This is a genomic window from Hylemonella gracilis ATCC 19624, assembly GCF_000211835.1.
GTDB classification, from domain to species: Bacteria; Pseudomonadota; Gammaproteobacteria; order Burkholderiales; family Burkholderiaceae_C; genus Hylemonella; species Hylemonella gracilis.
The window spans coordinates 1-22,089 of the sequence record NZ_AEGR01000068.1 but is presented as its reverse complement, the minus strand read 5'-3'; the positions used below and the strand labels follow the sequence as shown (position 1 = coordinate 22,089).

Below are 22,089 nucleotides of genomic sequence, written 5' to 3'. Positions count from 1 at the left end.
CCCACCGCCTGAAGAGGTCCATCCCGTGCCCGGCGCGGAACGGATGGTCTTCGGCGAATTGCAGATCTCCCCGTCCAACCGCGCCGTGGCCTGGCGCGGTCAACCGGTGGGACTGAAGACGGCCGAATTCAACCTGCTGCTGATCCTGGCTCGCGCCGCGGGCCAAGTGCTCAGCCGGGACGACATCCTCAAGCAACTGCGCGGCATCGAGTTCGATGGCTTGGACCGCACAGTGGATTCAGGCATTTCCCGCCTGCGCCGGCGTTTCGAGGATGCCTCGCCCGAGCCACGCAAGATCAAGACGATCTGGGGCCGAGGTTACCTGTTCAGCCCGTCGGCCTGGGAGGAATGAATGCTGCGCTCCCTGATCAAGCTTTACCTGTTCGTGATGCTGGGCGGCGGCGCGTCCATCGTGTTCATCAACCACGCGTTCCCGCAGCTGTTCCACGAATACGCCACCGATGAAGTCCGGGAAAACTTCAAGCCCTATGCGTTCGCCATGGCCTATTACCTGCAACAGCATCCCGACACGCAGCGAGAGGCCGCCCTGGCCACGCTGAAACAGCATGGCGGCAGCGGCTTCGGACTGCATGCGCTCCAGGATGTTGCGCCGCGGCTGGACGCGGACCAATTGAACGACCTGCGCGATGGCAAGCTTGTTCTGAGTCTGGACGCGGAGGAATACTATTTGCCGCTGCCCGACGGCATCATTGCCCATGCACCGCTCGACACGCAAGCCATGAACGGGATTGAGGCCTTGGCCTACGGCCTGCTCGCACTGGCCACCCTGCTCTCGGTTCTGCTCTGGGTGTTCTACCACTGGCGCGATCTGCGCAAGCTGCAAGACGCTGCCCAGGCTTTCGGCGTGGGCCGCTTGTCCACACGCGTACAACTGTCGAGGAGATCGAACATCTACGATTTGTCACGTCAGTTCAACGAGATGGCGGGACAGATCGAGGCATCCATCCAGCAGCAGCGCGACCTGATGCACGGAATTTCCCATGAGCTCAAGACACCGCTGGCTCGACTGGAATTCGGCCTCGCCCTGCTGGACAGTCCGCAAGCCTCCGAAAGAGAGCGCGAACGCCAGTTGGCCCTGCGCAAGGACGTGAGGGAACTGGACGAACTCGTCACCGAGCTGCTGACCTTGAGCCGCCTGGAACAAGGGGTCGGACAAGCGGTGCTGACGTGGGTGACGGTCGCGGAGCTGATCGACAGCGTGGTCGCCGACGTCGCCCATGACATCGCAGAGCGCGCCCTGCACCTGTCCGTCCATGTGAACGGCGCCCCTGAGCAGCATGTCTGCGACGCTCGGCTGGTCGCACGGGCCTTGCTAAACCTGCTGCGCAACAGCATGCGGTACGCGCGCCGGACCATCTTGCTGCGCGCCGAGGCTGGCGCCGCAGGCGCGCTGCGCCTCAGCGTAGAAGACGATGGCCCTGGGATTCCACCCGACGCGCGCGTGCGCGTCTTCGAGCCCTTTTACCGCCAGGATGCCAGCAGGGACCGACACACTGGCGGTTTTGGCCTGGGGCTATCCATCGTGCGTCGTGTGGCGCTGGTGCATGGCGGCGACGTTGTGCTGGAAGAATCGACCAACGGCGGTGCCCGTTTTGTCGTCACCTTACCCGAGGCGGTGGCGCATGACCGCTGGCATCAAACCGTCAGTCAAGATTCGGATCCGCCCCACGTGGAAGCGGGAGTAAGCAGCGCAGGCCCAAGAGCCCCAGAGCAGATGCGTGAAAGGCGTTGACGCGGGGGATAGCGATATTGGGGGTCAGGCATTCGCGTCCTCCCGCGCTGGCTAAGGCACCATCAGCTCGACGTCGATGCGCGGGCGCAGGAAAGTTGCGAACCGAGGCAATCCTTCTTCCGTCAGTCCGCGGTAACGGTAGCTCACCCAACTGCCGGTGGGAGGGGGGGTCATGCGCTGCTGGTCGCTGAATCCCGTGCCGAGGCGGAAGCGCCGCCCCTCGGGTGTCTGGACCAACAGCGCACCCATGCGTCCAGCATGGCGCCCCTGCCCCGGCACATGAGCGATCACCTGCGCCTCCGCGTCTTGAAAAGGCTTGAACTTGAGCAAATCGTCGCCGCGCCCGCTTTGGTAAGTCGCTTCGCCACGATGCAGCATCAAGCCTTCGCCGCCCGCGCGTACCGTGGTGTCCAGCCGCTGCATCAGGGCAGCCTGCGTGTCCCCTCGGTCATGTTCGACAAAGCCCAACCAGGCACCCGACTGTGTGATGCCTTGGCCTTGTCCCAGCCGGACCATGGCCGCCACGCGTTCGCTGAAGGTGCCGCCATGGTCCGGCAGGTCAAACACCATGAAGCGCAGCCGCTCCCAGGCCTTGTCATCCGGAGAGAGGCGTGAGACCGTGCCGGCCGTGTCTTCAAAGCGGCCTCGGCCGCCCCACAGCTCACCGTCCAGGGTCAGTCTGGGCCAAGCCTCGGTGAACCAGGCGGGTGCGTGGAGGATGTGTCCTCCGCGGGAAAGCAATTGGCGCCCATCCCACCGAGCGCGCACGCCATCGAGTTTTTCGCTGATCCAGTAGTCCGGCAGATGCAAGGGGGGCGAAGCGTCAGGGCGGTATTCACCGGCCAGCAGGAGCTGCGGAGCTTCGCTCCGGGCCGAAGCCACGCGGTTCAAGCCTGCCAAGGCAAGGAACGTGAGGATGGCGACCGCGCGGCGCTTCGTTGGGGAGCGTGGGGGCAGTGTCATGGGGGCGATCCTAGGACCCGGGTCCCCGGAACGGAAGCGGCTGCATCCATGAGAAACATGGATTCTTGAAGTATCCAAAGCGGTTCGCAGGGCGGATCGAATCGGACCGACAAAACCCAGGCCGAACGCGATGGACACCCGCATCGGCCGGTCGCAGGCGTCGCTGACCAAGCCGCTTTGAGCCAGGTACCAGGAGCAAGTGCAACGAGCGCGGCGCCTGGCCTAGCTCGCGCGTGTTCGGCGGGAGATCACGCGTCGCTCGGGGGAAATGAATCTGAAGCCATGAGAAAGGCGCGCCAGCACCTCGTCAGAAACTGACTCGCCAACGCGCTGAAGCTCCCTGCGCGGGGTCAAGAGCGAACGCAGTCGGCGTAGTAGCGCTTGTTGCCGTTCGCGTCCTTGACTTCGACGAGGCCGTGGATGTCGGTCTCGAAGCCTGGGCACTCTTGGTTGAACTTGCGCGCGAACTTCAGGTAATCCACGATCTTGCGGTTAAAGACCTCGCCCGGGATCAGCAGAGGGATGCCCGGCGGATAAGGGGTGATCAAGCCGACGGTGACGCGGCCTTCGAGCTCGTCGACCTCCACGCGCTCCGTCCTGCGCTGCGCGATGTGCGCGTAGGCGTCGCTGGGCTTCATGGCCGGCGTCAGGTCGCTCAGGTACATCTCGGTGGTCAGGCGCGCGATGTCGTAGTTGGCGTACATCTCGTGCACGAACTGGCAAAGGTCACGCAGGCCCATGCGCTCGTAGCGCGGGTGCTTCTGGCAGAACTCCGGCATGATGCGCCACATCGGCTGGTTCTTGTCGTAGTCGTCCTTGAACTGCTGCAGCGCGGTCAGCAATGTGTTCCAGCGGCCCTTGGTGATCCCGATGGTGAACATGATGAAGAAGCTGTAGAGGCCGGTCTTCTCGACCACCACCCCGTGCTCGGCCAGGAACTTCGTCACGATGGCCGCCGGGATGCCGCTCTTGTCGAACTTGCCGTCCAGGTTCAGGCCGGGGGTCACGATGGTGGCCTTGATCGGGTCCAGCATGTTGAAGCCGTCGGCCAATTGCCCGAATCCGTGCCAACGGCTCTTCGCGGCCTTGCCCTTGCCATCGCTGCGGATGATCCAGTCCTCGGCCGTGCCCATGCCTTCCTCGGCCAGCTGTTCCGGGCCCCAGACCTTGAACCACCAATCCTCTCCGTACTCCTTGTCCACCTTGCGCATGGCGCGGCGGAAGTCCAGCGATTCGATGATGCTTTCTTCCACCAGGGCGCGGCCGCCGGGTGGCTCCATCATCGCGGCAGCCACGTCGCAGCTGGCGATGATGCTGTACTGCGGCGAGGTGCTGGTGTGCATCAGGTAGGCCTCGTTGAAGAGGTGATGGTCCAGCTTTTGGTTCTCCGCGTCCTGCACCAGCACGTGGCTGGCCTGGCTGATGCCGGCGAGCAGCTTGTGAATGGACTGGGTGGAATAGACCACCGAGTTCTTGGGCCGCGGACGCTTCTTGCCCATGGCGTGGTAGCGGCCGTAGAAGGAGTGGAAAGCCGCGTGCGGCAGCCAGGCCTCGTCGAAATGCAGGTTGTCCACGTAGCCATCGAGCAAGCTCTTGATGGTCTCGGTGTTGTAGAGCACGCCGTCGTAGGTGGACTGGGTGAGCGTCATCACCCGTGGCTGGACGGATTTGGGATCAACCCCCTTGAGCAGCGGATTGGCCTGAATCTTGGCCCGGATCGTCGCGGGTTCGAACTCGTTCTGAGGGATCGGGCCGATGATGCCGTAGTGGTTGCGCGTCGGCTTGAGGAAGACGGGGATGGCACCCGTCATGATGATGGCGTGCAGGATGCTCTTGTGGCAATTGCGGTCCACCACCACCACGTCGCCTGGGGCAACGGCGTGGTGCCAGACGATCTTGTTGCTCGTGCTGGTGCCGTTGGTCACGAAGTAGCAGTGATCGGCATTGAAGATGCGCGCGGCGTTGCGCTCGCTCTCGCCAATGGCGCCGTTGTGGTCCAGCAATTGGCCCAGCTCCTCGACCGCATTGCAGACATCCGCGCGCAGCATGTTCTCGCCATAGAACTGGTGGTACATCTGGCCCACCGGGCTCTTCAGGAAGGCAACCCCACCCGAATGACCAGGGCAGTGCCAGGAGTACGAGCCATCCTCGGCGTAATCCAACAAGGCCTTGAAGAACGGCGGCTGCACGCCTTCCAAATAGCTCTTGGCCTCCCGGATGATGTGGCGCGCCATGAACTCCGGCGTGTCCTCGTACATGTGGATGAAGCCGTGCAGCTCGCGCAGGATGTCGTTGGGCAGGTGGCGACTGGTCTTGGTCTCGCCGTAGATGTAGATGGGCACGTCGGCGTTCTTGCGGCGCACCTCCTCGATGAAGCGGCGCAGGTTCTGAACGGCGGGCGCCACACTGGATTCGCCAGCCACGTCGGAAACCAGCGCGAATTCTTCGTCGTCAATGGACAGGATGAAGGCGCTGGCCCGGCTTTGCTGCTGGGCGAACTGGGACAGGTCACCATAGCTCGTGACGCCCAGAACCTCGAAGCCCTCGGTCTCGATGGCTTGGGCCAGCGCCCGGATGCCCAGGCCGGAGGTGTTTTCGGAGCGAAAGTCTTCGTCGATGATGACGATCGGAAAGCGGAATTTCATAAGCGCTGGGGTTCGTGTGGTCTTCGTGCCGCCGCTGTGTTGCCGCACAATCGGGGGCGCAACATTTCCGTTGCAGGTCGAATTGGAACACAAGCAAACGACATGGCGGATACAACTTTGTGGTGGCTGGGTGCGGGCCTGCTGGTGGCCGCCGAATTGCTCAGCGGCAGTTTTTATCTTTTGATGCTCGCGCTGGGTCTGGTGGCCGGCGCGCTGGCCGCGCACGCCGGCCTGAGCGCGTCCGCTCAGGTGGTCGTGGCGGCGCTGGTGGGCACGGTGGCCGTGCTCGGCTGGCACTTGCAGCGTTCTCGGCGCGCCAACACCCAGCCAGCCGTGCAGGCCAACCCCGACGTCAACCCGGACATCGGCCAAATCGTGCACATCGACGCCTGGGATAACGACGGCACGGCCCGCATCAAGTACCGCGGCGCCGGGTGGACGGCCTCCCCGCCAGACTTCAAGAACACCGGCTTGCCGGGGCATCACAGAATCATCGAGGTGCGCGGCAACCAGTTGCTGGTGGAGCGCATCGACGAGGACCGCCCGGCCGACCCGCGCTGAACCTGCCCCAGTCATTTCATTTCAACCGTCGCACCCCCAACATCCGTTTGCAAGCCCTTGTCGGCTTGCTCGCCCGTAAAAAGGACATCGCATGGAAATCGCCCTTGTGCTCCTCGTCATCGCCGCGCTCTTCATTTGGCGTGCCATCAAGATCGTGCCGCAGCAGAACGCTTGGGTGGTCGAACGGCTGGGCAAGTACCACGGGGCGTTGACGCCGGGCTTGAGCTTCATCTTCCCCTTCCTCGACAAGGTGGCCTACAAGCACAGCCTGAAGGAAATCCCGCTCGACGTGCCCAGCCAGGTTTGCATCACCCGCGACAACACTCAGTTGCAGGTGGACGGCATCCTCTATTTCCAGGTCACCGACCCGATGCGCGCGAGCTATGGCTCGTCCAATTACATCGTGGCCATCACCCAGCTGGCGCAAACCACGCTGCGCAGCGTGATCGGCAAGCTTGAGCTGGACAAGACCTTCGAAGAGCGCGACATGATCAACGCGCAAGTGGTGTCCGCCATCGACGAAGCCGCGCTGAACTGGGGCGTCAAAGTGTTGCGCTACGAGATCAAGGATCTGACGCCTCCCGCCGAGATCCTTCGCGCCATGCAGGCGCAGATCACCGCTGAACGCGAAAAACGCGCACTGATCGCGGCCTCGGAAGGTCGCCGCCAGGAGCAGATCAACATCGCGACCGGCGAGCGTGAAGCCTTCATCGCCCGCTCCGAGGGCGAAAAGCAGGCCGCCATCAACAAAGCTCAGGGCGAGGCCGAATCGATCCGTGCCGTGGCCCTGGCCACCGCGGAGGCCATCGAAAAGGTCGCGGCCGCCATCCGCCAGCCTGGTGGTGAGCAGGCCGTTCAACTCAAGGTCGCTGAGAAGGCCGTGGAAGCCTATGGGCAGGTGGCCGCAGACGCAACGACCACCCTCATCGTGCCGGGCAACATGAGCGAGGTGTCGGCCCTGATTGGCTCGGCCATGACCCTGGTGCGACAGGCCGCGCCTTCCATCGCGAAATGAACCGAGCACGTGTGCATGTGCCACTCCAGCGCCACTGACGCCAAGGACGTTGTCCTCGGGCTTGCTGGCTTTCGCAAGACAGGCCGCACTTAACGGCCGGCACCCGCTGCCTCGTCAATTCCCCGCCGCGGCGCCCTGGCGCCGCTTTTTTCTTTTCAGCTTTACCTCCGCATGACCACCCGCCAGGGCGTAACGCTCTCTCTGTTGTCCTCGCTGCTCTTCGGGCTGATGTATTACCTCAGCACCCTGCTCGCCCCCCTCTCAGGCACCGAAGTCTATGGCTGGCGCATGCTGATGACCTGGCCCGTCATGACGGCCTTCCTGCTCCTGGGCGAGCGCTGGGGCGGTATGGGTCGCGCTTGGCTGCTGGTGCGCACCACGCTGGCGCGTTTGCGGCAGGAACCGATGCTGTGGCTGGTGTTACCCCTTTCGTCCGCCCTGCTGGGGGTGCAACTCTGGCTTTTCGTGTGGGCCCCTCAGGCGCGGCATGGCTTGGATGTGGCCATGGGTTACTTCCTGCTCCCCTTGGCCATGGTTCTTGCGGGACGCATCGTTTACCGGGAAAGACTCAGCGGGCTGCTTCAGGCCGCCGTGCTGGCGGCAGGCCTGGGCGTGGGGTATGAGCTCTGGCGCGCGGGGCAATTCGCGTGGCCCACGGCGCTGGTGGCGCTGGGCTACCCGTTGTACTTCGTTCTGCGCCGCCATTTCCGGACCAACCACCTGGGAGGATTGTGGTTCGATCAACTGCTTATGCTGCCGGTGGCGGCGTGGTTCGCCTTCGGGATCGACGGTGCCGGTTGGCATGTGTACCTGGAGCGCCCAGCCCTGCTGCTGCTCGTACCCGTGCTTGGCTTGATCAGCGCCAGCGCCCTGCTGCTCTACATCCTCTCCAGCCGCGGCTTGCCGATGGGCCTGCTCGGTCTGCTGGGGTACGTGGAGCCGGCCGTGCTGGTGCTGATCTCCCTGCTGCTGGGAGAACGTATCGACCCTGGGCAATGGGTGATCTACCTGGCCATCTGGATCGCCATCCTGCTGCTGATGGCCGAGGGACTGCTGCGATTGCGGGAGCGCCGCCCAGGATGAAGTGTGCCGAGGTACGGGGAGAACCGAAAAAGAAAAAGCCCACAGGCGTCTGCTGTCCTGCGGGCTCGGTCTGCTGGCACTGAGCGTGAATTCTTGGCGGAGAGGGCGGGATTCGAACCCGCGGTAGGTTTTACCCTACACACGCTTTCCAGGCGTGCGACTTAAACCGCTCATCCACCTCTCCTGCGAAGCCCGCTATTCTAGCGCAGTGAAATGCCGTGAAACGGCAGCCACCATAAAAAAAGCGCCTGCTTGCGCAGACGCTTTTTTGTTCCGTGTCGATGAAGTTCAGCGAACCACGGCCAGTTGGGTACGAGCGCCCGCCTTGTAGGTGAACAAGGTCAGGGCGCCGTTCTTGATGTCGCCCTTTTCGTCAAAGCCGATGGTGCCCGTCACGCCTTGGTAGCCGTCGGTGGCAGCCAGGACCGGCAGGTACTTGGCGGGATCGGAAGAACCAGCCTTGACCATGGCGGCGACCAGCACCTTGGTAGCGTCATAGACGTAGGGAGCGTAGATCTGCACGTCCACGTTGTACTTGGCCTTGAAGTCAGCCTTGAACTTGTCCAGCGCGGGCTTGCCAGCGTCATCCACGCCACCGGCTTCAGCGCAGAACACCTTGCCTTCGCCGATCGCGTCGCCTGCCAGCTTGGCGAGTTCGCCCGTGCAGATGCCATCACCGCCCAGGAACTTGGCTTCGATGCCCAGCGCCTTCATCTGCTTGAGCATGGGGCCGGCCACAGCATCCATGCCGCCGAAGAAGACCACGTCAGGCTTCTTGCCCTTGATGGAGGTCAGGATGGCGTTGAAATCGGTGGCCTTGTCGGTCGTGAATTCCTTGGCCACGACCTTGGCACCAGCAGCTTCGGCAGCCTTGGTGAACTCTTCGGCCACGCCTTGGCCATAGGCCGTGCGGTCGTCGATCACGGCGACGTTCTTGGCGGCCAACGTGCCCACGGCGTACTTGCCCAGCGTGCCACCCAGGTGCACGTCGTCAGCCACCACGCGGAAGGTCGTCTTGTAGCCTTGGCGGGTGTACTTGGGGTTGGTGGCGGACGGGGAAATCTGGGGGATGCCGGCGTCACTGTAAATTTTGGACGCGGGGATCGTCGTGCCCGAGTTCAGGTGGCCGATCACACCGGCGACCTTGGCGTCAGCCAGCTTCTGAGCGGCGGCCGTGCCTTGCTTGGGATCCGCGCCGTCGTCTTCGGCCAGCAGTTCCAGGGTAACCTTCTTGCCGCCAATGGTCACGCCAGCGGCGTTCAGTTCTTCGATCGCCATGCGGGCGCCGAGTTCGTTATCCTTGCCCAGGTGGGCGATGGGGCCGCTGACCGGGCCGACGTGGCCGATCTTCACAACGCTGGAAGCGGCGTCATCCTTCTTGCCGCAGGCGGCCAGGAGGGCGGCGGCGGCCACGAGGGTCAGCACGCCAGTAACTTTTTTCATGGACATTTATGGACTCCAGATGTTGGGGAATTTTGCAGGTTCAAAAAAACCGCAGGCGCTAGCCTACATCAAAATCCAGCGGGTAAAGAGGGGACTTTTGTAAGAGACCGTCCCTGCCCGCCGAGCCGTGATGGCTTGCGCCGCGGTTCCGCGCCCTGTCATGCAAAAACAATGCCCGGTGCGCAAGGGGGTCCAGATTCTTCGACCTCACTGCCCCTTTCGGGGCAGTCTGGGCGCAGCAGTCTAGGAGGCCAGTTGCAGGTCGTGGCGCACGATGGCATAGCCTTGCGCCGTGTAGCTCTTCCAGCGGTCGCGCGCCAACTGCCGGTCCTCATCATCCAGACTCACCACCTCGATCACACGCGCATAGGTCGTGAAGCCCCGAGGCATGTCGCTCCCCAAATTGAGCAGCACCTGCCGGTGCGGCACGTCGGGGGCGCTGGCATCGTCCGCGAGCACCACGGGCGTCAGCGCCAGGGTGGTGACCATGCCCGCCTGCGGGGCATGACGCATGGGCAGGCGGACATGCGCGACGAAATCCGTCTGCGAAAACGTCCACAGCAAGACATCCAAGCGCGCCAGCAGCTCCGCTGGCGCGGTCACCACCACGCGGGAGCCTTGCATCACCGCCTTGCGCAGCAAACGGCAGGCGTAGGCGAGCTTGTCCGGGGCGTTGAAATGGAAGGCGACCTCGGTCATGCCTGACAAGCTCAAGCCTTGGCGCTCGCCGTCTTGCGCCCTTTGACAGGACTGGCGGCCTGGCCCAGCAGGAACTCCAGCAGCAGCCCCACGGGCCGTCCCGTGGCGCCCTTGGCCGCCCCGCCCTTCCAGGCCGTTCCGGCGATGTCGAGGTGAGCCCAGGGGAACTTGTCCGTGAAACGCTGCAGGAATTTGGCGGCGGTGACCGCCCCAGCCGCCCGGCCGGCGATGTTCGCCACGTCGGCGAAGTTACTCTTGAGGCCTTCGGCGTACTCGTCGTCCAGGGGCATGCGCCAGGCCAGATCCTGGGCCGACTCACCCGCGGCCAGCAGGCGTTGGGCCAATTCGTCGCTGGTGCTGAACAAGCCACTGCGCACCGCGCCGAGCGCGATCACGCAGGCCCCCGTCAGCGTGGCCATGTCCACCACGGCAGCGGGCTTGAAGCGTTCGGCATAGCTCAGGGCGTCACAGAGGATCAACCGTCCCTCGGCGTCCGTGTTGAGAATTTCGATGGTCTGTCCGCTCATGCTGGTCACCACGTCCCCCGGCTTGATGGCGCCGCCGTCCGGCATGTTCTCGCAGCTGGGGATCAGCCCCACCACATTGATCGCCGGCTGCAGTTCGGCCAGGGCGCGGAAGGTGCCCAGCACGCTCGCCGCGCCGCCCATGTCGTACTTCATCTCGTCCATTTCACCCGCGGGCTTGATGGAAATACCGCCGGTGTCAAAGGTGATGCCCTTGCCCACGAGCACGGTCGGTGCCTGGCTGGGCGCCGCCCCCTTGTAGTGGAGCACGATGAAGCGCAAGGGCTCTTGCGACCCCTGAGCCACGGCCATGAACGAGCCCATCTTGAGCTTGGCGACTTCTTTGGGACCCAGGACCTGGCAAGTGATGCGCGGCAGTTTCGCCAGAGCCTGCGCGGCCGTTCCCAGGTGCGTGGGCGTCGCATGGTTGGCCGGCCGGTTGGCCCATTCCTTCGCCAGTTCGACCCCGACCACGGTGGCCGTGGCGCGTTGGAATTCATCCTGAACGGTTTCCTTGGCCACGCTTTTCGGAACCGCGAGGGTCACGCGCGCAAGGCCTCGAGCCTCGGCCTTGGATTTCGTGGTGGTGTAAACATAACTGGCATCCGCCACAGCCAACACCGCCGCGCGCACGCTGCCCGCGGCGGGTGTGCCCGCGAAGCAGATGGTGAGCTTCTTGAGTGCTGGCGAACCGCTGCGCAAGGCCCCCAAGGCACCCGCGACGGCCTGTCGGACCAAGCGTGGTGTTCCAGCACCGATGCCCGCCAGCAGCACGCGGTTGGCCTTGGCCTGGGATGGCTTGTACAAAGCCAGCAATTTGCCCGCTTGCGTCTGGATGTCGCCGGCTTTGAGGGCCTGCGCGACCAGCGCGGACAATTCGTCTTTGGCTGCCTGGTCGGGCTTGTGGCCATCCGGCAGCAGCACCAGCAAGGCATCGCTCCCCTGCCGGGCTGTGGAATTGAGGTCTGAAATCAGCAGATCGAAGTTCATAATCCAGGTTTTCCTTCTTCGTCAATGTTATTCGATTCATCCATCCGCAAGGAACTGGCACGCAGTTTCGGGGGCACCGTCATCGTGCTGGTCACGGTGTTGGTCACGATGACCCTCATCCGTGTGCTGGGCCAGGCTTCGCGGGGCAACTTCAACCCGGCGGACGTGATGCTCGTCATGGGCTATACCGTGGTGACCTTCATGCCCAGCATGATGAGCTTGGCCTTGTTCGTCGCGGTGGTGATGACCCTGTCGCGTCTCTATGCCGACAGCGAAATGGTGATCTGGTTCTCCAGCCGCGTCGGACTGGCGCGCCTATTGCCAGCCCTGCTGCGCTTTGCCTGGCCTGTGCTCCTGGCCATTGCCCTGCTTTCATTGCTGGCTTTGCCTTGGGCCAAATCCCAAATCAATGAACTGCAACGCCAGTTCTCGCAACGCAACGACCTGGAGCGCATCGAGCCAGGGCAATTCCAGACCTCCGCCGACGGCTCACGCGTGTTCTTCATTGAGAAAGGCGACATCGGCGAACTCAAGGCCAACAATGTCTTCGTGGCAACCGACGAAGGTAACAAAAAGACCGTGATCTCCGCGAGGCAGGGCTATACCGAGTTGGTCGGCGGTGACCGGTTCTTGATTCTGGAACATGGTCAGCGCCTTGAAACCCGGGCGGACGAGCCAGGCATGCGGGTGGCGGAGTTCGAGCACTACCGCATGCTGGTCGTGCAAGACCCTCTGGGCGATGGTGGCCCCACCTCCCTGGGCGCTCGACCCACCCTGGATTTGCTGCTCACGCCGTCGCGGGAAAATCTGGGTGAACTCTCGATGCGAGTGGGACATCCCTTGGTGGCACTGCAACTCATCATCTTCGCCTTGGCTTACACCCGCGTGAATCCCCGGGTCAGCCGCACAGGCAACCTGATCCTCTCCCTGATGCTGTTCCAGATTCTTCAAAACATGATCAACATTGGGCAGAGTTGGATACGTCAGGGTGCCGTCAACTTCTGGGCCTTCATGCTGCTGATGCACGGCGGTTTGCTGCTGGCGGCCATGGTGTGGCTGGCGCTTCGGCATCGGGCCTGGGACTGGCGCACGCTGCTACCTCGCCGTAGGCAGGCCGCGATGTTGCAAGGGAGAATCCAGCCATGATCACAACTCCCACGCTGCGACGGCTGCTGTTCCGTGAAATTTTGTTCACGGCCAGCTTCGTGACCTTGGCCTTCCTGGCGCTCTTCGTCTTCTTCGATTTCATCGATCAGCTTTCCGCGGTGGGGCGCCCGGATCGTCCGGGCTTCGAGCTACCTCAGGCACTGATCTACGTCGTGTTGCTCGCACCAGGACACCTGTATGAGCTGCTGCCCATTACGGTGCTGATTGGCACCATCTATGTGATGACGCGACTGGCGCAGAGCTCGGAGTTCACCATCCTGCGCACCAGCGGTCTGGGGCCATGGCGAGCCTTGGCGATGTTGTTGACCGCGGGCGGAGTCTTTGCCTCGGCCACGTTTGTCATCGGCGACTACCTGTCTCCCTGGTCGAATCAGGTCGCCCAGGCGTACCGAGCGCAGTTTCGCAAGGAGGGCGCGTCCACCATCAAGGGGGGAGCTTGGCTGCGCGAGCGTGAACCCTACGCCAAGTACGGCATCAACATCGGGGCGCTGCTGCCCGACGGGACGCTGCAGCGCGTGCGCATCTATGAGATCGACAACGCCGGCAATCTGGTCTCGACCCTGCAGGCCTCCACGGCCCGCATCAACAATGACCAGAGCTGGACACTGATGGGCGTGGAGCGCACTGAGTTCAATGCGGCAGGCCCCGATGTCCGCCGCATCGAAACCACGCAGCTACCCAGCTACCGATGGCCCACAGGCATTTCCGCCGAGATGATCTCCGCCGCGGTCCTGGATCCTGACCGGATGAACACGGTCGATCTGTTCCTCTACATCGGCCATCTCGAGGACAACGCACAGAACGCCGAGCGTTACGAAATCCAGTTCTGGAAGAAAGTCTTCTACCCCTTGTCCTGCCTGGTCATGGTCATGATGGCCCTGCCCTTCGCCTACTTGCACTTCCGCAACCAAGGGATCTCCCTGTATGTTTTTGGGGGGGTGATGGCAGGGGTGACCTTCTTTTTCCTCAACAGCATGTTCGGCTACATCGGCGAGCTGCGTCACTGGACGCCTTGGATCGCCGCGGCCACCCCCGGCCTGATCTTCATGTTGTTCTCGCTGGCGGCTTTCGCCTGGCTGGTGCTCAAACGCTGACTTGGACTACTCGACGATGCAAGGCTATGTCCTTTTCGCGCACGGCTCGCGCGATCCTCTTTGGCGACTGCCCATCGAGGCCGTTGCAACGCGCATGCGGGAGCAGCTGGCCTCGTCAATGTTGGGCGGGAATGACTCTGCGCCGCCCCCGGTCGCGTGCGCCTATCTAGAGCTCATGGAGCCCACTTTGGCGACTTGCGTCGACGCGCTGAAGGCTCAAGGCGTGCGGGATTTCACCATCGTGCCCATGTTTCTGGGGCAAGGGCGCCATGCCCGGGAAGACCTGCCGGAATTGGTCGTTGAATTGCAGGCGCGCCACCCTGGTTTGCGTTTTGCCTTGCGACCCGCCGTCGGCGAAGATCCGGAAATAGTCGACGCTTTGGCGAGATTGATTCTGCGCTGAGCCGAAACTGGCTCAATGCTTGCATCCCCGGTGCCTGTGTCCGCTCGAGTCCTTCTCGCCTGACCCCCGGGTCCCTCCCGGTGTGGGGAGGACCGAGCTTTTTTAGAATCCCCAGCCCGAACCACGATGGGCGGACAGGGAAGACCGGAATGCTCGAGCTTCAGAACCATGCACAGGCCAGCGGGTATCCGCGCCGCCTCACACTGTCCCGGCAGTTCCTGCTACTGATCGCCCTCCTCGTCGCTGGCTTCGGCATCTACGGTGCCTGGTCCTTCAAGACGCTGAACGATCTGCGCGTGAATGGCGGGCTCTACAAGCGCATCATCCAGGGCAAGGATTTGATCGCGGACATTCTTCCCCCTCCCGCCTACATCATCGAGTCCTACCTGACCACGCGGCAATTGATGGACGCCAGTTCCGGCAAGCCGGTGGCCGAGCTGAAAGCCCGTCTCCAACGGTTGCGTGACGAGTACGAAACGCGGCATGCGTTCTGGCGCGGCGAATCGTTGGAACCAGAGATCGCCCGGGTGATGCTGGAAGACTCTTACCAGCCCGCGCGCCGGTTCTACGCGCGTGCCTTCGACGAGTTCGTCCCCGCCTTGGAACAAGGTGACAAAGTGCGCGCCCAGGCCGTGTTGGATGAGCTGGCGCAGTTGTATGAAGCACACCGTCAGGCCATCGACAAGGTGGTCCAACTCACCAACGCCCGCAACGCCCGCGACGAAGCGCTCGCCCAGGAGCGCATCTTCAAGGACAGCTTGGTGATGCTGGGCATCCTCTTGCTGGCACTCGTGCTCGCCAGCACCGCCGCGTTGCTGATCGCGCGGGGCACCTTGCGCCTGCTTGGCGGCGAGCCCGCCTACGCCATGGACATCGCGGACCTCGTGGCCGATGGCGATCTCAGCCGCGCCATCGAAGTGCGCCATGGCGGCCCTTCCAGTCTGCTGGGCGCCATGCGACGCATGCAGTCCAGTCTGACCCGCATGGTCCACCGCATCCGTGAAAGCGCCGTCTCCATCGGGGCGCGCGCGCATGAAATTCTGGACGGTAACCGTGATCTCTCGGATCGCACCGCGCAGCAAGCAGCCGCCCTGGAGGAAACCACCGGATCGATGCAAGAACTCGCGGCCACGGTCAAACAGAACGCGGTCAATGCACGTCAGGCCCACCAATTGGCAACGTCCGCATCCTCCGTGGCGGAGCGCGGCGGCAACGCCGTCGGCGAGGTGATTCACACCATGGAGTCCATTGCCGACAGCTCCAGGCAAATCTCCGACATCATCTCGCTCATCGAGGGCATCGCTTTCCAGACCAACATCCTCGCCCTCAATGCCGCCGTCGAAGCCGCGCGCGCGGGCGAGCAAGGCAAGGGCTTCGCCGTCGTGGCCAGCGAGGTGCGGGCCTTGGCCCAGCGCAGCGCCAGTGCTGCGAAGGAAATCAAGACCTTGATCCAGGACTCGGTGGGCCGAGTACAGACCGGCACCCAGCAGGTCGGTCAGGCCGGGGCGACCATGCGGGACGTTGTTTCGGCCGTGCGCACCGTCACGGACATCATGGGCGAGATCTCATTGGCCTCGGAAGAACAGGCCAACGGCATCGATCAGGTGAACCGTGCGGTCGCGCAAATGGACGAAGTCACCCAGCACAACGCCACGCTGGTGGACAAGGTGGCGGCAGCGGCAAACGCCCTGAACGCGCAAGCCGTGCAGCTGAGCGAGGCCATCGCGGCGTTTCAAACCGCCGCCTCGGCATCACACTCGCTGGCCTCCCGCGCGCCAGATCGCAGGACGCCGGCTCTGCCAGGCTGATCGACGCGGCGCCATCCGGTCTCCGGACCACCCTCAGGCGGTGTTGCGCGTGGTGGATGGGCGGGGATGGCGGGATACCCGATACCCTGACGCGCCTCAGCGGAGGAGGTGCTAAAGGGCGTGCACCCGGGCCGGGTCGGGCTTTTCTAGCCAGGCGGCGAACTCCTCGGCCAGTTGCACGCTGGCGGCGGTGGCCTCGGTCCACACTTTGACCCGCTCCAGCCACCCATCCCTGTCCCGCATGTCGTACCGCGTGAAGTCCGTGCGGTCCGGCAATTTGGCATTCGGCAGGGTTCGCACCCATTCCGGATTCGGCGCCAGCAGCAGCATGTGGTCCAGAAACGGCGTGGCGCGGTGGCGGCGCTTCAGGGCCTTGTCCAGCCAACCGGGCACCACGGCTTGCTGGAAATGCGGGTACAGCACGAGCCCCGCCCCGCCACCCAGCGACTGCCGGTAATCCAGGTGCAAGTGGTAGTCCGTGATCCCGCCATCCCAATAGGCCCCGGGCAAGGCCCCAGCGATGTCGTGCACGGCGCGCAACATGAAGGGGATTGAGCAACTGGCCTGCACCGCGTCCTGAAAGTTGGTTTCGGTCAAGGCAAATTGGTGGGTCCGGTAGTCACGCGTGCCAAAAGGCAAGGAGGCCAGGCCGCCCGGCGCTTGGGCGTCGCGCACGGAAAACACGACCCGCTCCAGCCAAGCGCCCATGGCCTTGCGGCTGACCACGTTCGACAGGAAAGCGCCGAGGTAACCCAGCGGCGTGCGCACGCGGCCCTCTCGCCTCAATACATGGCGGCCACGCGAGGTCACGACGTGCAGCCGCCAGCGCGGGTGGTTCAGCACCTCGTGAATGCGACCGCCGTAAAAACGTTCCAGGCTGGCGCCAAACTCTCGGCTCACTTGCTCGGGCGGCGGCAGACGGCGCCCTTCCTGCGGCTCGTAGTGCTGGTGGATGTAGTCGTGCTCCAAGCGCTGGAAAGCCGTCACGGGGTCGTTCAGGCAGGCCGTGGCCATGCGCCAGGCACCGATGGACGCACCGATCAGGTCGATGCGATGGTCGCTGCCCGCCAGCCACTGCCCAAACAGGAATCGGTCGAGGGGTCCGAGGATCAGGCCCTTGGGACCGCCAGCGGCACCAGGGATCACGCGCACATCGCGCGGGCTCAGTCCCTGGGTTTCGATGTGCCGGCGCGCTTGGGGGCCGGCGTAAATGCGCAATGCGGGAATCAAGGTCAACCGTCGATTGAAGAGTGAAAGAGAAATGCGGGGCGCGCGTCAATGTTGAGAGTTTGACCAATCGATCGGGTCTTGCTGCAAGACCAAGTCGATGTCGAGGTCCAGCACCTCACCCACGGCCCCTGGAAACGTCACGGCCAGCGCTCGCGCATCCAACTGCGCCTCCATGGCACGGGCGCGCCAGGTCGCCAGATGGATCACCCCGGCGAGCGGCTCGTAGACATCGCTGGAAAACGGTGCATCTTGGTGCTCCAAGGCGTCAATGATGGACTGTGGGAAAAGGCAACGACGTGCGTAGCCGCCGCTGACCTGTGCATAGCTGTAACCCAGGAGCTGCGTCTCGGCTCGGGCTCGGCGCAAGTCCAGCGGTCCGCATTCGCGGTTCAACTCACTCATCTCCGAGGGCATGGCCGCGTGCATCAGCAATTCACCCACTCCATGGATCAGGCCGCAGGTGAATGCCGCACCCGGGTTCTGCCGCGTGATGCCGGCCAGCGAACGCGAGAGCCTGGCGACGTTCAAGCTGTAGTTCCAGAACTGAGGCAGTGGCATGCCAGGCACGCTGCGCAAGGACACGGAAGCCGCCGCCGCGCCCGCCATCTGTCGGATGTCCGCCAAGTCCAGCACCGCCAAGGCCTCCGCGGCGCTGTGCACTTTGCCGGCCATCTGGAAACGCGGCGCGTTGGCGGCCCGCAAGACCGCCGCGGTCAACACGGGGTCGGCGCTGATGAGCTGGGTGACCTGCCGCAAGTCAGGCGGCTCACGCCGCAATTCACTGGACAGCAAGGCGATCACCTTGGGGATGCTGGGCAGCACGATGGGGGCGCCCAACAGGACGCTCAACTCCATCGGATTCGACTCCGGGGGCTCCAGACCCCCAATGTGCACGGCTGCATGGCAGCCATTATCCATGCGCCCGGCGGGCTGCGTGCCCGCGGGGGCATGGCGCCAGCCGCCGAATTCCTGGCCCGGCCGCCAGGGAGCGCCGGTGTCGCTCAGCGTTTGAGCTTGGCGAAGGCCGCCGCCATGGCCGACTGCCCGGTCGGCTCATCGCGGCGCCGGGCCTGCTGCACCTGTCCGCGCCCCGCTCCTTCGAAACGGTTCTCGCGCGGCGCGCCATCGCGTCCAGCAGGCCGCGCGACCGCGGCGTCCAGCTTCATGGTCAGGCTGATGCGCTGGCGTGCCAGGTCGACTTCGAGCACCTTGACCTTGACGATGTCGCCGGTCTTGACCACTTCGCGCGCGTCGTTGACGAACTTGTTGCTCAGCTGGCTCACGTGCACCAAGCCGTCTTGGTGCACGCCCAGGTCCACGAAGGCGCCGAACTGGGCCACATTGCTCACCGTGCCTTCGAGCACCATGCCTTCGCGCAGGTCCTTCAGGTCTTCCACGCCGTCATTGAAGCGCGCCACCTTGAAATCCGGCCGCGGATCGCGCCCGGGTTTTTCCAGTTCACCCAGGATGTCCTTGACCGTGATGACGCCGAACTTCTCGTTGGCGAACAGCTCGGGTTTCAGGGTCTTGAGCATCTCGGCCCGACCCATGAGCTCAGCCACGGGCCGGCCCGTTTTCTCGATGATCTGTTCCACCACGGGGTAGGTCTCGGGGTGCACGCCCGTGATGTCCAGCGGGTTGTCGCCACCCCGGATGCGCAGGAACCCGGCACTCTGCTCAAAGGTCTTGGCGCCTAGGCCCGTGACCTTGAGCAGTTCCTGCCGGTTGCGGAAGGCCCCGTTGGACTCGCGCCAGCGCACCACGGCCTGCGCGACCGTGTTCGACAGGCCCGACACACGCGCCAGCAGCGGCGCGCTGGCGGTGTTGAGGTCCACGCCCACGGCGTTCACGCAGTCTTCCACCACCGCGTCCAGGGTGCGCGCGAGTTCGCTCTGGTTCACGTCGTGTTGGTACTGGCCCACGCCGATGCTCTTGGGATCGATCTTCACCAGCTCGGCCAGCGGGTCCTGCAGTCGGCGCGCGATGCTGGCCGCGCCGCGCAGGCTCACGTCCACGTCGGGCATTTCCTTGGAGGCGTACTCGCTGGCGCTGTAGACCGAGGCGCCCGCCTCGCTGACCACTACCTTCTCGATCGCCCGTTCGGCCTTGGCCGCCATCTTGATCAGGTCGGCCGCGAGCTTGTCCGTCTCCCGGCTGGCGGTGCCGTTGCCGATCGCGATCAGGTTCACGCCGTGTTTTTCAACCAGCTTGCCCAGCGTGAACAGGGAGCCATCCCAGTCACGCCGGGGTTCGTGCGGGTACACCGTCGCGGTGTCCACCAGCTTGCCCGTGGCGTCCACCACGGCCACCTTCACACCGGTTCGGATGCCCGGGTCCAGGCCCATGACCACGCGGGGGCCGGCCGGAGCGGCCAGCAGCAGGTCGCGCAGGTTGTCGGCGAACACCTTGATCGCGACCTTCTCGGCCTCCTCGCGCAGGCGGGTGAACAAGTCACGTTCGATGGACAGGCTCAGCTTGACGCGCCAAGCCCAGGCCACGCACTTGCGCAGCAGGTCGTCGGCGGCGCGTCCCTGGTGGCGCCAGCCCAGGTGCAGGGCGATGCGCCCTTCGGCCAGGGACGGCTGATGCGCCGCAGTCTTCGAATCGGCGGCGGTGGCCGGTTCTGCCGGCACGGGCAGCGCGAGCTTGGCGTCCAGGAACTCCAGCTGGCGCCCGCGGAACACGGCCAGCGCCCGGTGCGAAGGCACGCGCCCGATCGGTTCGTCGTAGTCGAAGTAATCGCGGAACTTCGCGATGTCGGGGTTGTTCTCGTCCTTGCCCGCGGCCAGCTTGCTCTGGAACAGGCCTTCGGCCCAGAGCCAGGCCCGCAGGTTCTGCACCAAGGCCGCGTCCTCGGCCCAGCGCTCGGACAGGATGTCGCGCACGCCATCAAGCACGGCGGCCACGGTGGTGAAATCGTCGCCCGCTTCGGTCTTGTCCTTGAGCACGAAGGCTTGGGCTTCGGTCTGCGGGTCCAGGGTCGGATCGGCCCAGAGTTTGTCGGCCAGCGGTTCGATGCCGGCCTCGCGCGCGATCTGCCCCTTGGTGCGGCGCTTGGGCTTGTAAGGCAGGTAAAGATCTTCCAGTTCCTGCTTGGTCGGCGCGGCGCTGATCGCGGCGGCCAGTTCGGGCGTGAGCTTGCCCTGCTCCTCAATGCTTTTGAGGATGGCGGCACGGCGCTCCTCCAGCTCCCGCAGATAGGACAGGCGTGCTTCCAGTTCCCGCAACTGCGTGTCGTCCAGGCCGTCGGTGGCTTCCTTGCGGTAGCGCGCGATGAAGGGCACGGTGGCACCGCCGTCCAGCAAGGCCACGGCGCTCTCCACCTGCGCGGGCCGGACCCGGATTTCCTCTGCGATCTGCGTGATGATTTTTTGCGCGGTGCTGCTGTGCATCTTTCAAAACTCTCCGTGCGCGGGCCTGCGCTGCACGGCCCGCCCTGAACAAAGCCCGCGAGTGTGCCATAGCCCTCGTGGGCGGTTTCCTGCACGGGTCCGTGCGCCAAGGACGGTCAGCTCGCCCCACCCTATGGCCACGCCTGCGGAGTGACCTGCGTGACCCATCGAAGCGCTCAGCGCGCCGTCTCGACGTGCAGGTGGCGAACGAACAACTGCGCTGCCGCCGGCAGCGTGTCGAAGTCGCGGGCGTACAGATTGAGTTCGCGCCGCGCCCAGTCGTCCTTGAGTGCCACGGCTTTCAGGCCCAGGTGTTTGCCCAGGGCCTGGTAGGCGCCCTCGGGCATCACGCCCAGGCCCAGGCCGTTCTCCACCATGCGGCACAAGGCGCTGAGGCTGTCCACCTCGATGGCGCGGCGCAGCACCCGCCGCGCCAGGCCGGCTTCGCGCGCCAGCACCTGGCCCACCGTGCTGCTCTCGCGCAGGCCGATCTGGGGAAAATCCAGCGCCCGCGCATAGTCCACGCTGGACAAACGCGCCAGGGTGTGGCCCTTGGGAACGACCAGCACCAGCTGCTCGCTGCGGTAAGGCCGCACGGCCAGGCCCAACACGTCTTCGCTCTCGCCGCAGATGCCCAAGTCGGCCGTACCCTCGCGCACCGCCTGCGCCACGGCCCGGCTGGCAGCCTGGCGCAGCTCCACGCGCACGTCCGGGTGCCTGCGCACGAAGACCGCCATGTCGGCCGGCAGGAACTGCTCCACCGCCGAGGCGCTGGCACACAGGCGCACATGGCCACGCACGCCACTGGCGAACTCGTCCAAGTCCACGCGCAGGTGCTCGGCGGCCGACAGGATGGCGTGCGCGTGGCGCAGCAGCTGCTGCCCCAGCGGCGTGGGCTGCACACCGCGGGCGTGGCGCGTGAGCAAAGGCGCGCCGGCCAGGTTTTCGAGTTCGGCGATCCGCTTGCTGACCGCCGAGGCCACCATCTGACCCTGGGCCGCCGCGCCCGCGATGCTGCCGCTCTCGCAGACCAGGCTGTAAAGGTCCAGCGTGCCCAGGTCGAGCTGGCGCAGGAAGCTGCGGGGAGACAGGCGAGACATGGGGTGTTCGAACGCGTTCGGGGGCCAGAGCCGGGCAGGAGTCGAAAGCCCAGTTTAGCAAGCCATCTCGAAATGGAACGGCTCGCTGAAATTTCGGAACTTCCTTGGACGGTCGAATTTCCCCTAGCATGCCTCGCACCTTGTTCTTTGCAGGCTCCCCATGACCCTTGAAACGCCCAACCCGCCCCGCCACATCCGCCTGACCTCGCACAGCGGCGG

The 22,089-nt window shown here is 64.5% G+C and carries 18 protein-coding genes and 1 tRNA gene; 9 read left to right on the top strand and 10 right to left on the bottom strand.

The window, feature by feature from the left end:
* A partial coding sequence (locus tag HGR_RS11285; RefSeq protein ID WP_006298378.1) for a winged helix-turn-helix domain-containing protein occupies positions 1–352 on the top strand: 352 nt, incomplete at its 5' end.
* On the top strand, positions 353–1,753 hold the full coding sequence (locus tag HGR_RS11280) for an ATP-binding protein (RefSeq protein ID WP_006298377.1): 1,401 nt from the start codon (positions 353–355) through the stop codon (positions 1,751–1,753).
* Positions 1,754–1,804: 51 nt separating this feature from the next.
* On the opposite strand, the gene HGR_RS11275 is transcribed toward HGR_RS11280, so the two are convergent.
* Positions 1,805–2,716, bottom strand: coding sequence for a DNA ligase (locus HGR_RS11275; RefSeq protein WP_006298376.1), 912 nt, complete (start codon positions 2,714–2,716; stop codon positions 1,805–1,807).
* Between the two features lie 350 nt (positions 2,717–3,066).
* A complete protein-coding gene (locus HGR_RS11270) occupies positions 3,067–5,361 on the bottom strand; it encodes an arginine/lysine/ornithine decarboxylase (protein ID WP_006298375.1) in 2,295 nt (764 codons plus the stop codon).
* A 102-nt stretch (positions 5,362–5,463) separates the two neighbouring features.
* On the opposite strand from HGR_RS11270, the gene HGR_RS11265 reads away from it, so the two are divergent.
* The 3 genes from HGR_RS11265 (at position 5,464) to rarD (ending at position 8,020) form a co-directional block, all read left to right on the top strand.
* Positions 5,464–5,922 carry an NfeD family protein gene (locus HGR_RS11265; RefSeq protein ID WP_039853313.1) on the top strand — a complete coding sequence of 153 codons (459 nt, stop codon included), beginning with the start codon at positions 5,464–5,466 and terminating at the stop codon, positions 5,920–5,922.
* Between the two features lie 91 nt (positions 5,923–6,013).
* A complete protein-coding gene (locus HGR_RS11260) occupies positions 6,014–6,937 on the top strand; it encodes an SPFH domain-containing protein (protein WP_006298373.1) in 924 nt (307 codons plus the stop codon).
* Between the two features lie 171 nt (positions 6,938–7,108).
* Positions 7,109–8,020: an EamA family transporter RarD gene (rarD, locus tag HGR_RS11255; RefSeq protein WP_006298372.1), complete on the top strand. Its 912-nt coding sequence runs from the start codon at positions 7,109–7,111 to the stop codon at positions 8,018–8,020.
* Between the two features lie 94 nt (positions 8,021–8,114).
* Here rarD and HGR_RS11250 read toward each other — a convergent pair.
* The 4 genes from HGR_RS11250 to HGR_RS11235 form a co-directional block, all read right to left on the bottom strand.
* Positions 8,115–8,204: transfer RNA gene (locus HGR_RS11250), tRNA-Ser, on the bottom strand.
* A 104-nt stretch (positions 8,205–8,308) separates the two neighbouring features.
* The gene (locus HGR_RS11245; protein ID WP_006298371.1) at positions 8,309–9,469 is read right to left on the bottom strand and encodes a branched-chain amino acid ABC transporter substrate-binding protein; all 1,161 of its coding nucleotides are present in this window, start codon (positions 9,467–9,469) and stop codon (positions 8,309–8,311) included.
* 237 nt (positions 9,470–9,706) lie between these two features.
* Positions 9,707–10,162 (bottom strand): DNA polymerase III subunit chi, encoded by a 456-nt coding sequence (locus HGR_RS11240; protein WP_006298370.1) that lies wholly within the window; start codon positions 10,160–10,162, stop codon positions 9,707–9,709.
* Between the two features lie 11 nt (positions 10,163–10,173).
* On the bottom strand, positions 10,174–11,676 hold the full coding sequence (locus HGR_RS11235) for a leucyl aminopeptidase (protein ID WP_006298369.1): 1,503 nt from the start codon (positions 11,674–11,676) through the stop codon (positions 10,174–10,176).
* Positions 11,677–11,700: 24 nt separating this feature from the next.
* Between HGR_RS11235 and lptF the strand changes: the two genes are divergently transcribed.
* From lptF to HGR_RS17980, 4 genes are all read left to right on the top strand, one after another.
* The gene (lptF, locus tag HGR_RS11230) at positions 11,701–12,822 is read left to right on the top strand and encodes an LPS export ABC transporter permease LptF (protein WP_006298368.1); all 1,122 of its coding nucleotides are present in this window, start codon (positions 11,701–11,703) and stop codon (positions 12,820–12,822) included.
* Positions 12,819–13,937, top strand: a complete 1,119-nt coding sequence (gene lptG, locus HGR_RS11225; RefSeq protein WP_006298367.1) for an LPS export ABC transporter permease LptG — start codon at positions 12,819–12,821, stop codon at positions 13,935–13,937. Before lptF ends, lptG begins: the two co-directional genes overlap by 4 nt.
* A 16-nt stretch (positions 13,938–13,953) precedes the next feature.
* Positions 13,954–14,340, top strand: a complete 387-nt coding sequence (locus tag HGR_RS11220; protein ID WP_006298366.1) for a sirohydrochlorin chelatase — start codon at positions 13,954–13,956, stop codon at positions 14,338–14,340.
* Between the two features lie 149 nt (positions 14,341–14,489).
* Entirely contained in the window at positions 14,490–16,148 is a 1,659-nt protein-coding gene (locus tag HGR_RS17980; RefSeq protein WP_006298365.1) for a methyl-accepting chemotaxis protein, read from the top strand.
* A 111-nt stretch (positions 16,149–16,259) separates the two neighbouring features.
* Here HGR_RS17980 and HGR_RS11210 read toward each other — a convergent pair whose 3' ends face one another.
* The 4 genes from HGR_RS11210 to HGR_RS11195 form a co-directional block, all read right to left on the bottom strand.
* A complete protein-coding gene (locus tag HGR_RS11210; RefSeq protein WP_039853315.1) occupies positions 16,260–17,375 on the bottom strand; it encodes a patatin-like phospholipase domain-containing protein in 1,116 nt (371 codons plus the stop codon).
* Between the two features lie 48 nt (positions 17,376–17,423).
* Positions 17,424–18,233 (bottom strand): HDOD domain-containing protein, encoded by an 810-nt coding sequence (locus tag HGR_RS11205; protein WP_006298363.1) that lies wholly within the window; start codon positions 18,231–18,233, stop codon positions 17,424–17,426.
* A gap of 146 nt (positions 18,234–18,379) precedes the next feature.
* Positions 18,380–20,770, bottom strand: a complete 2,391-nt coding sequence (locus HGR_RS11200) for a Tex family protein (RefSeq protein WP_006298362.1) — start codon at positions 20,768–20,770, stop codon at positions 18,380–18,382.
* Positions 20,771–20,946: 176 nt separating this feature from the next.
* Positions 20,947–21,870, bottom strand: a complete 924-nt coding sequence (locus tag HGR_RS11195; RefSeq protein ID WP_006298361.1) for a LysR substrate-binding domain-containing protein — start codon at positions 21,868–21,870, stop codon at positions 20,947–20,949.
* Positions 21,871–22,089 lie beyond the last annotated feature (219 nt).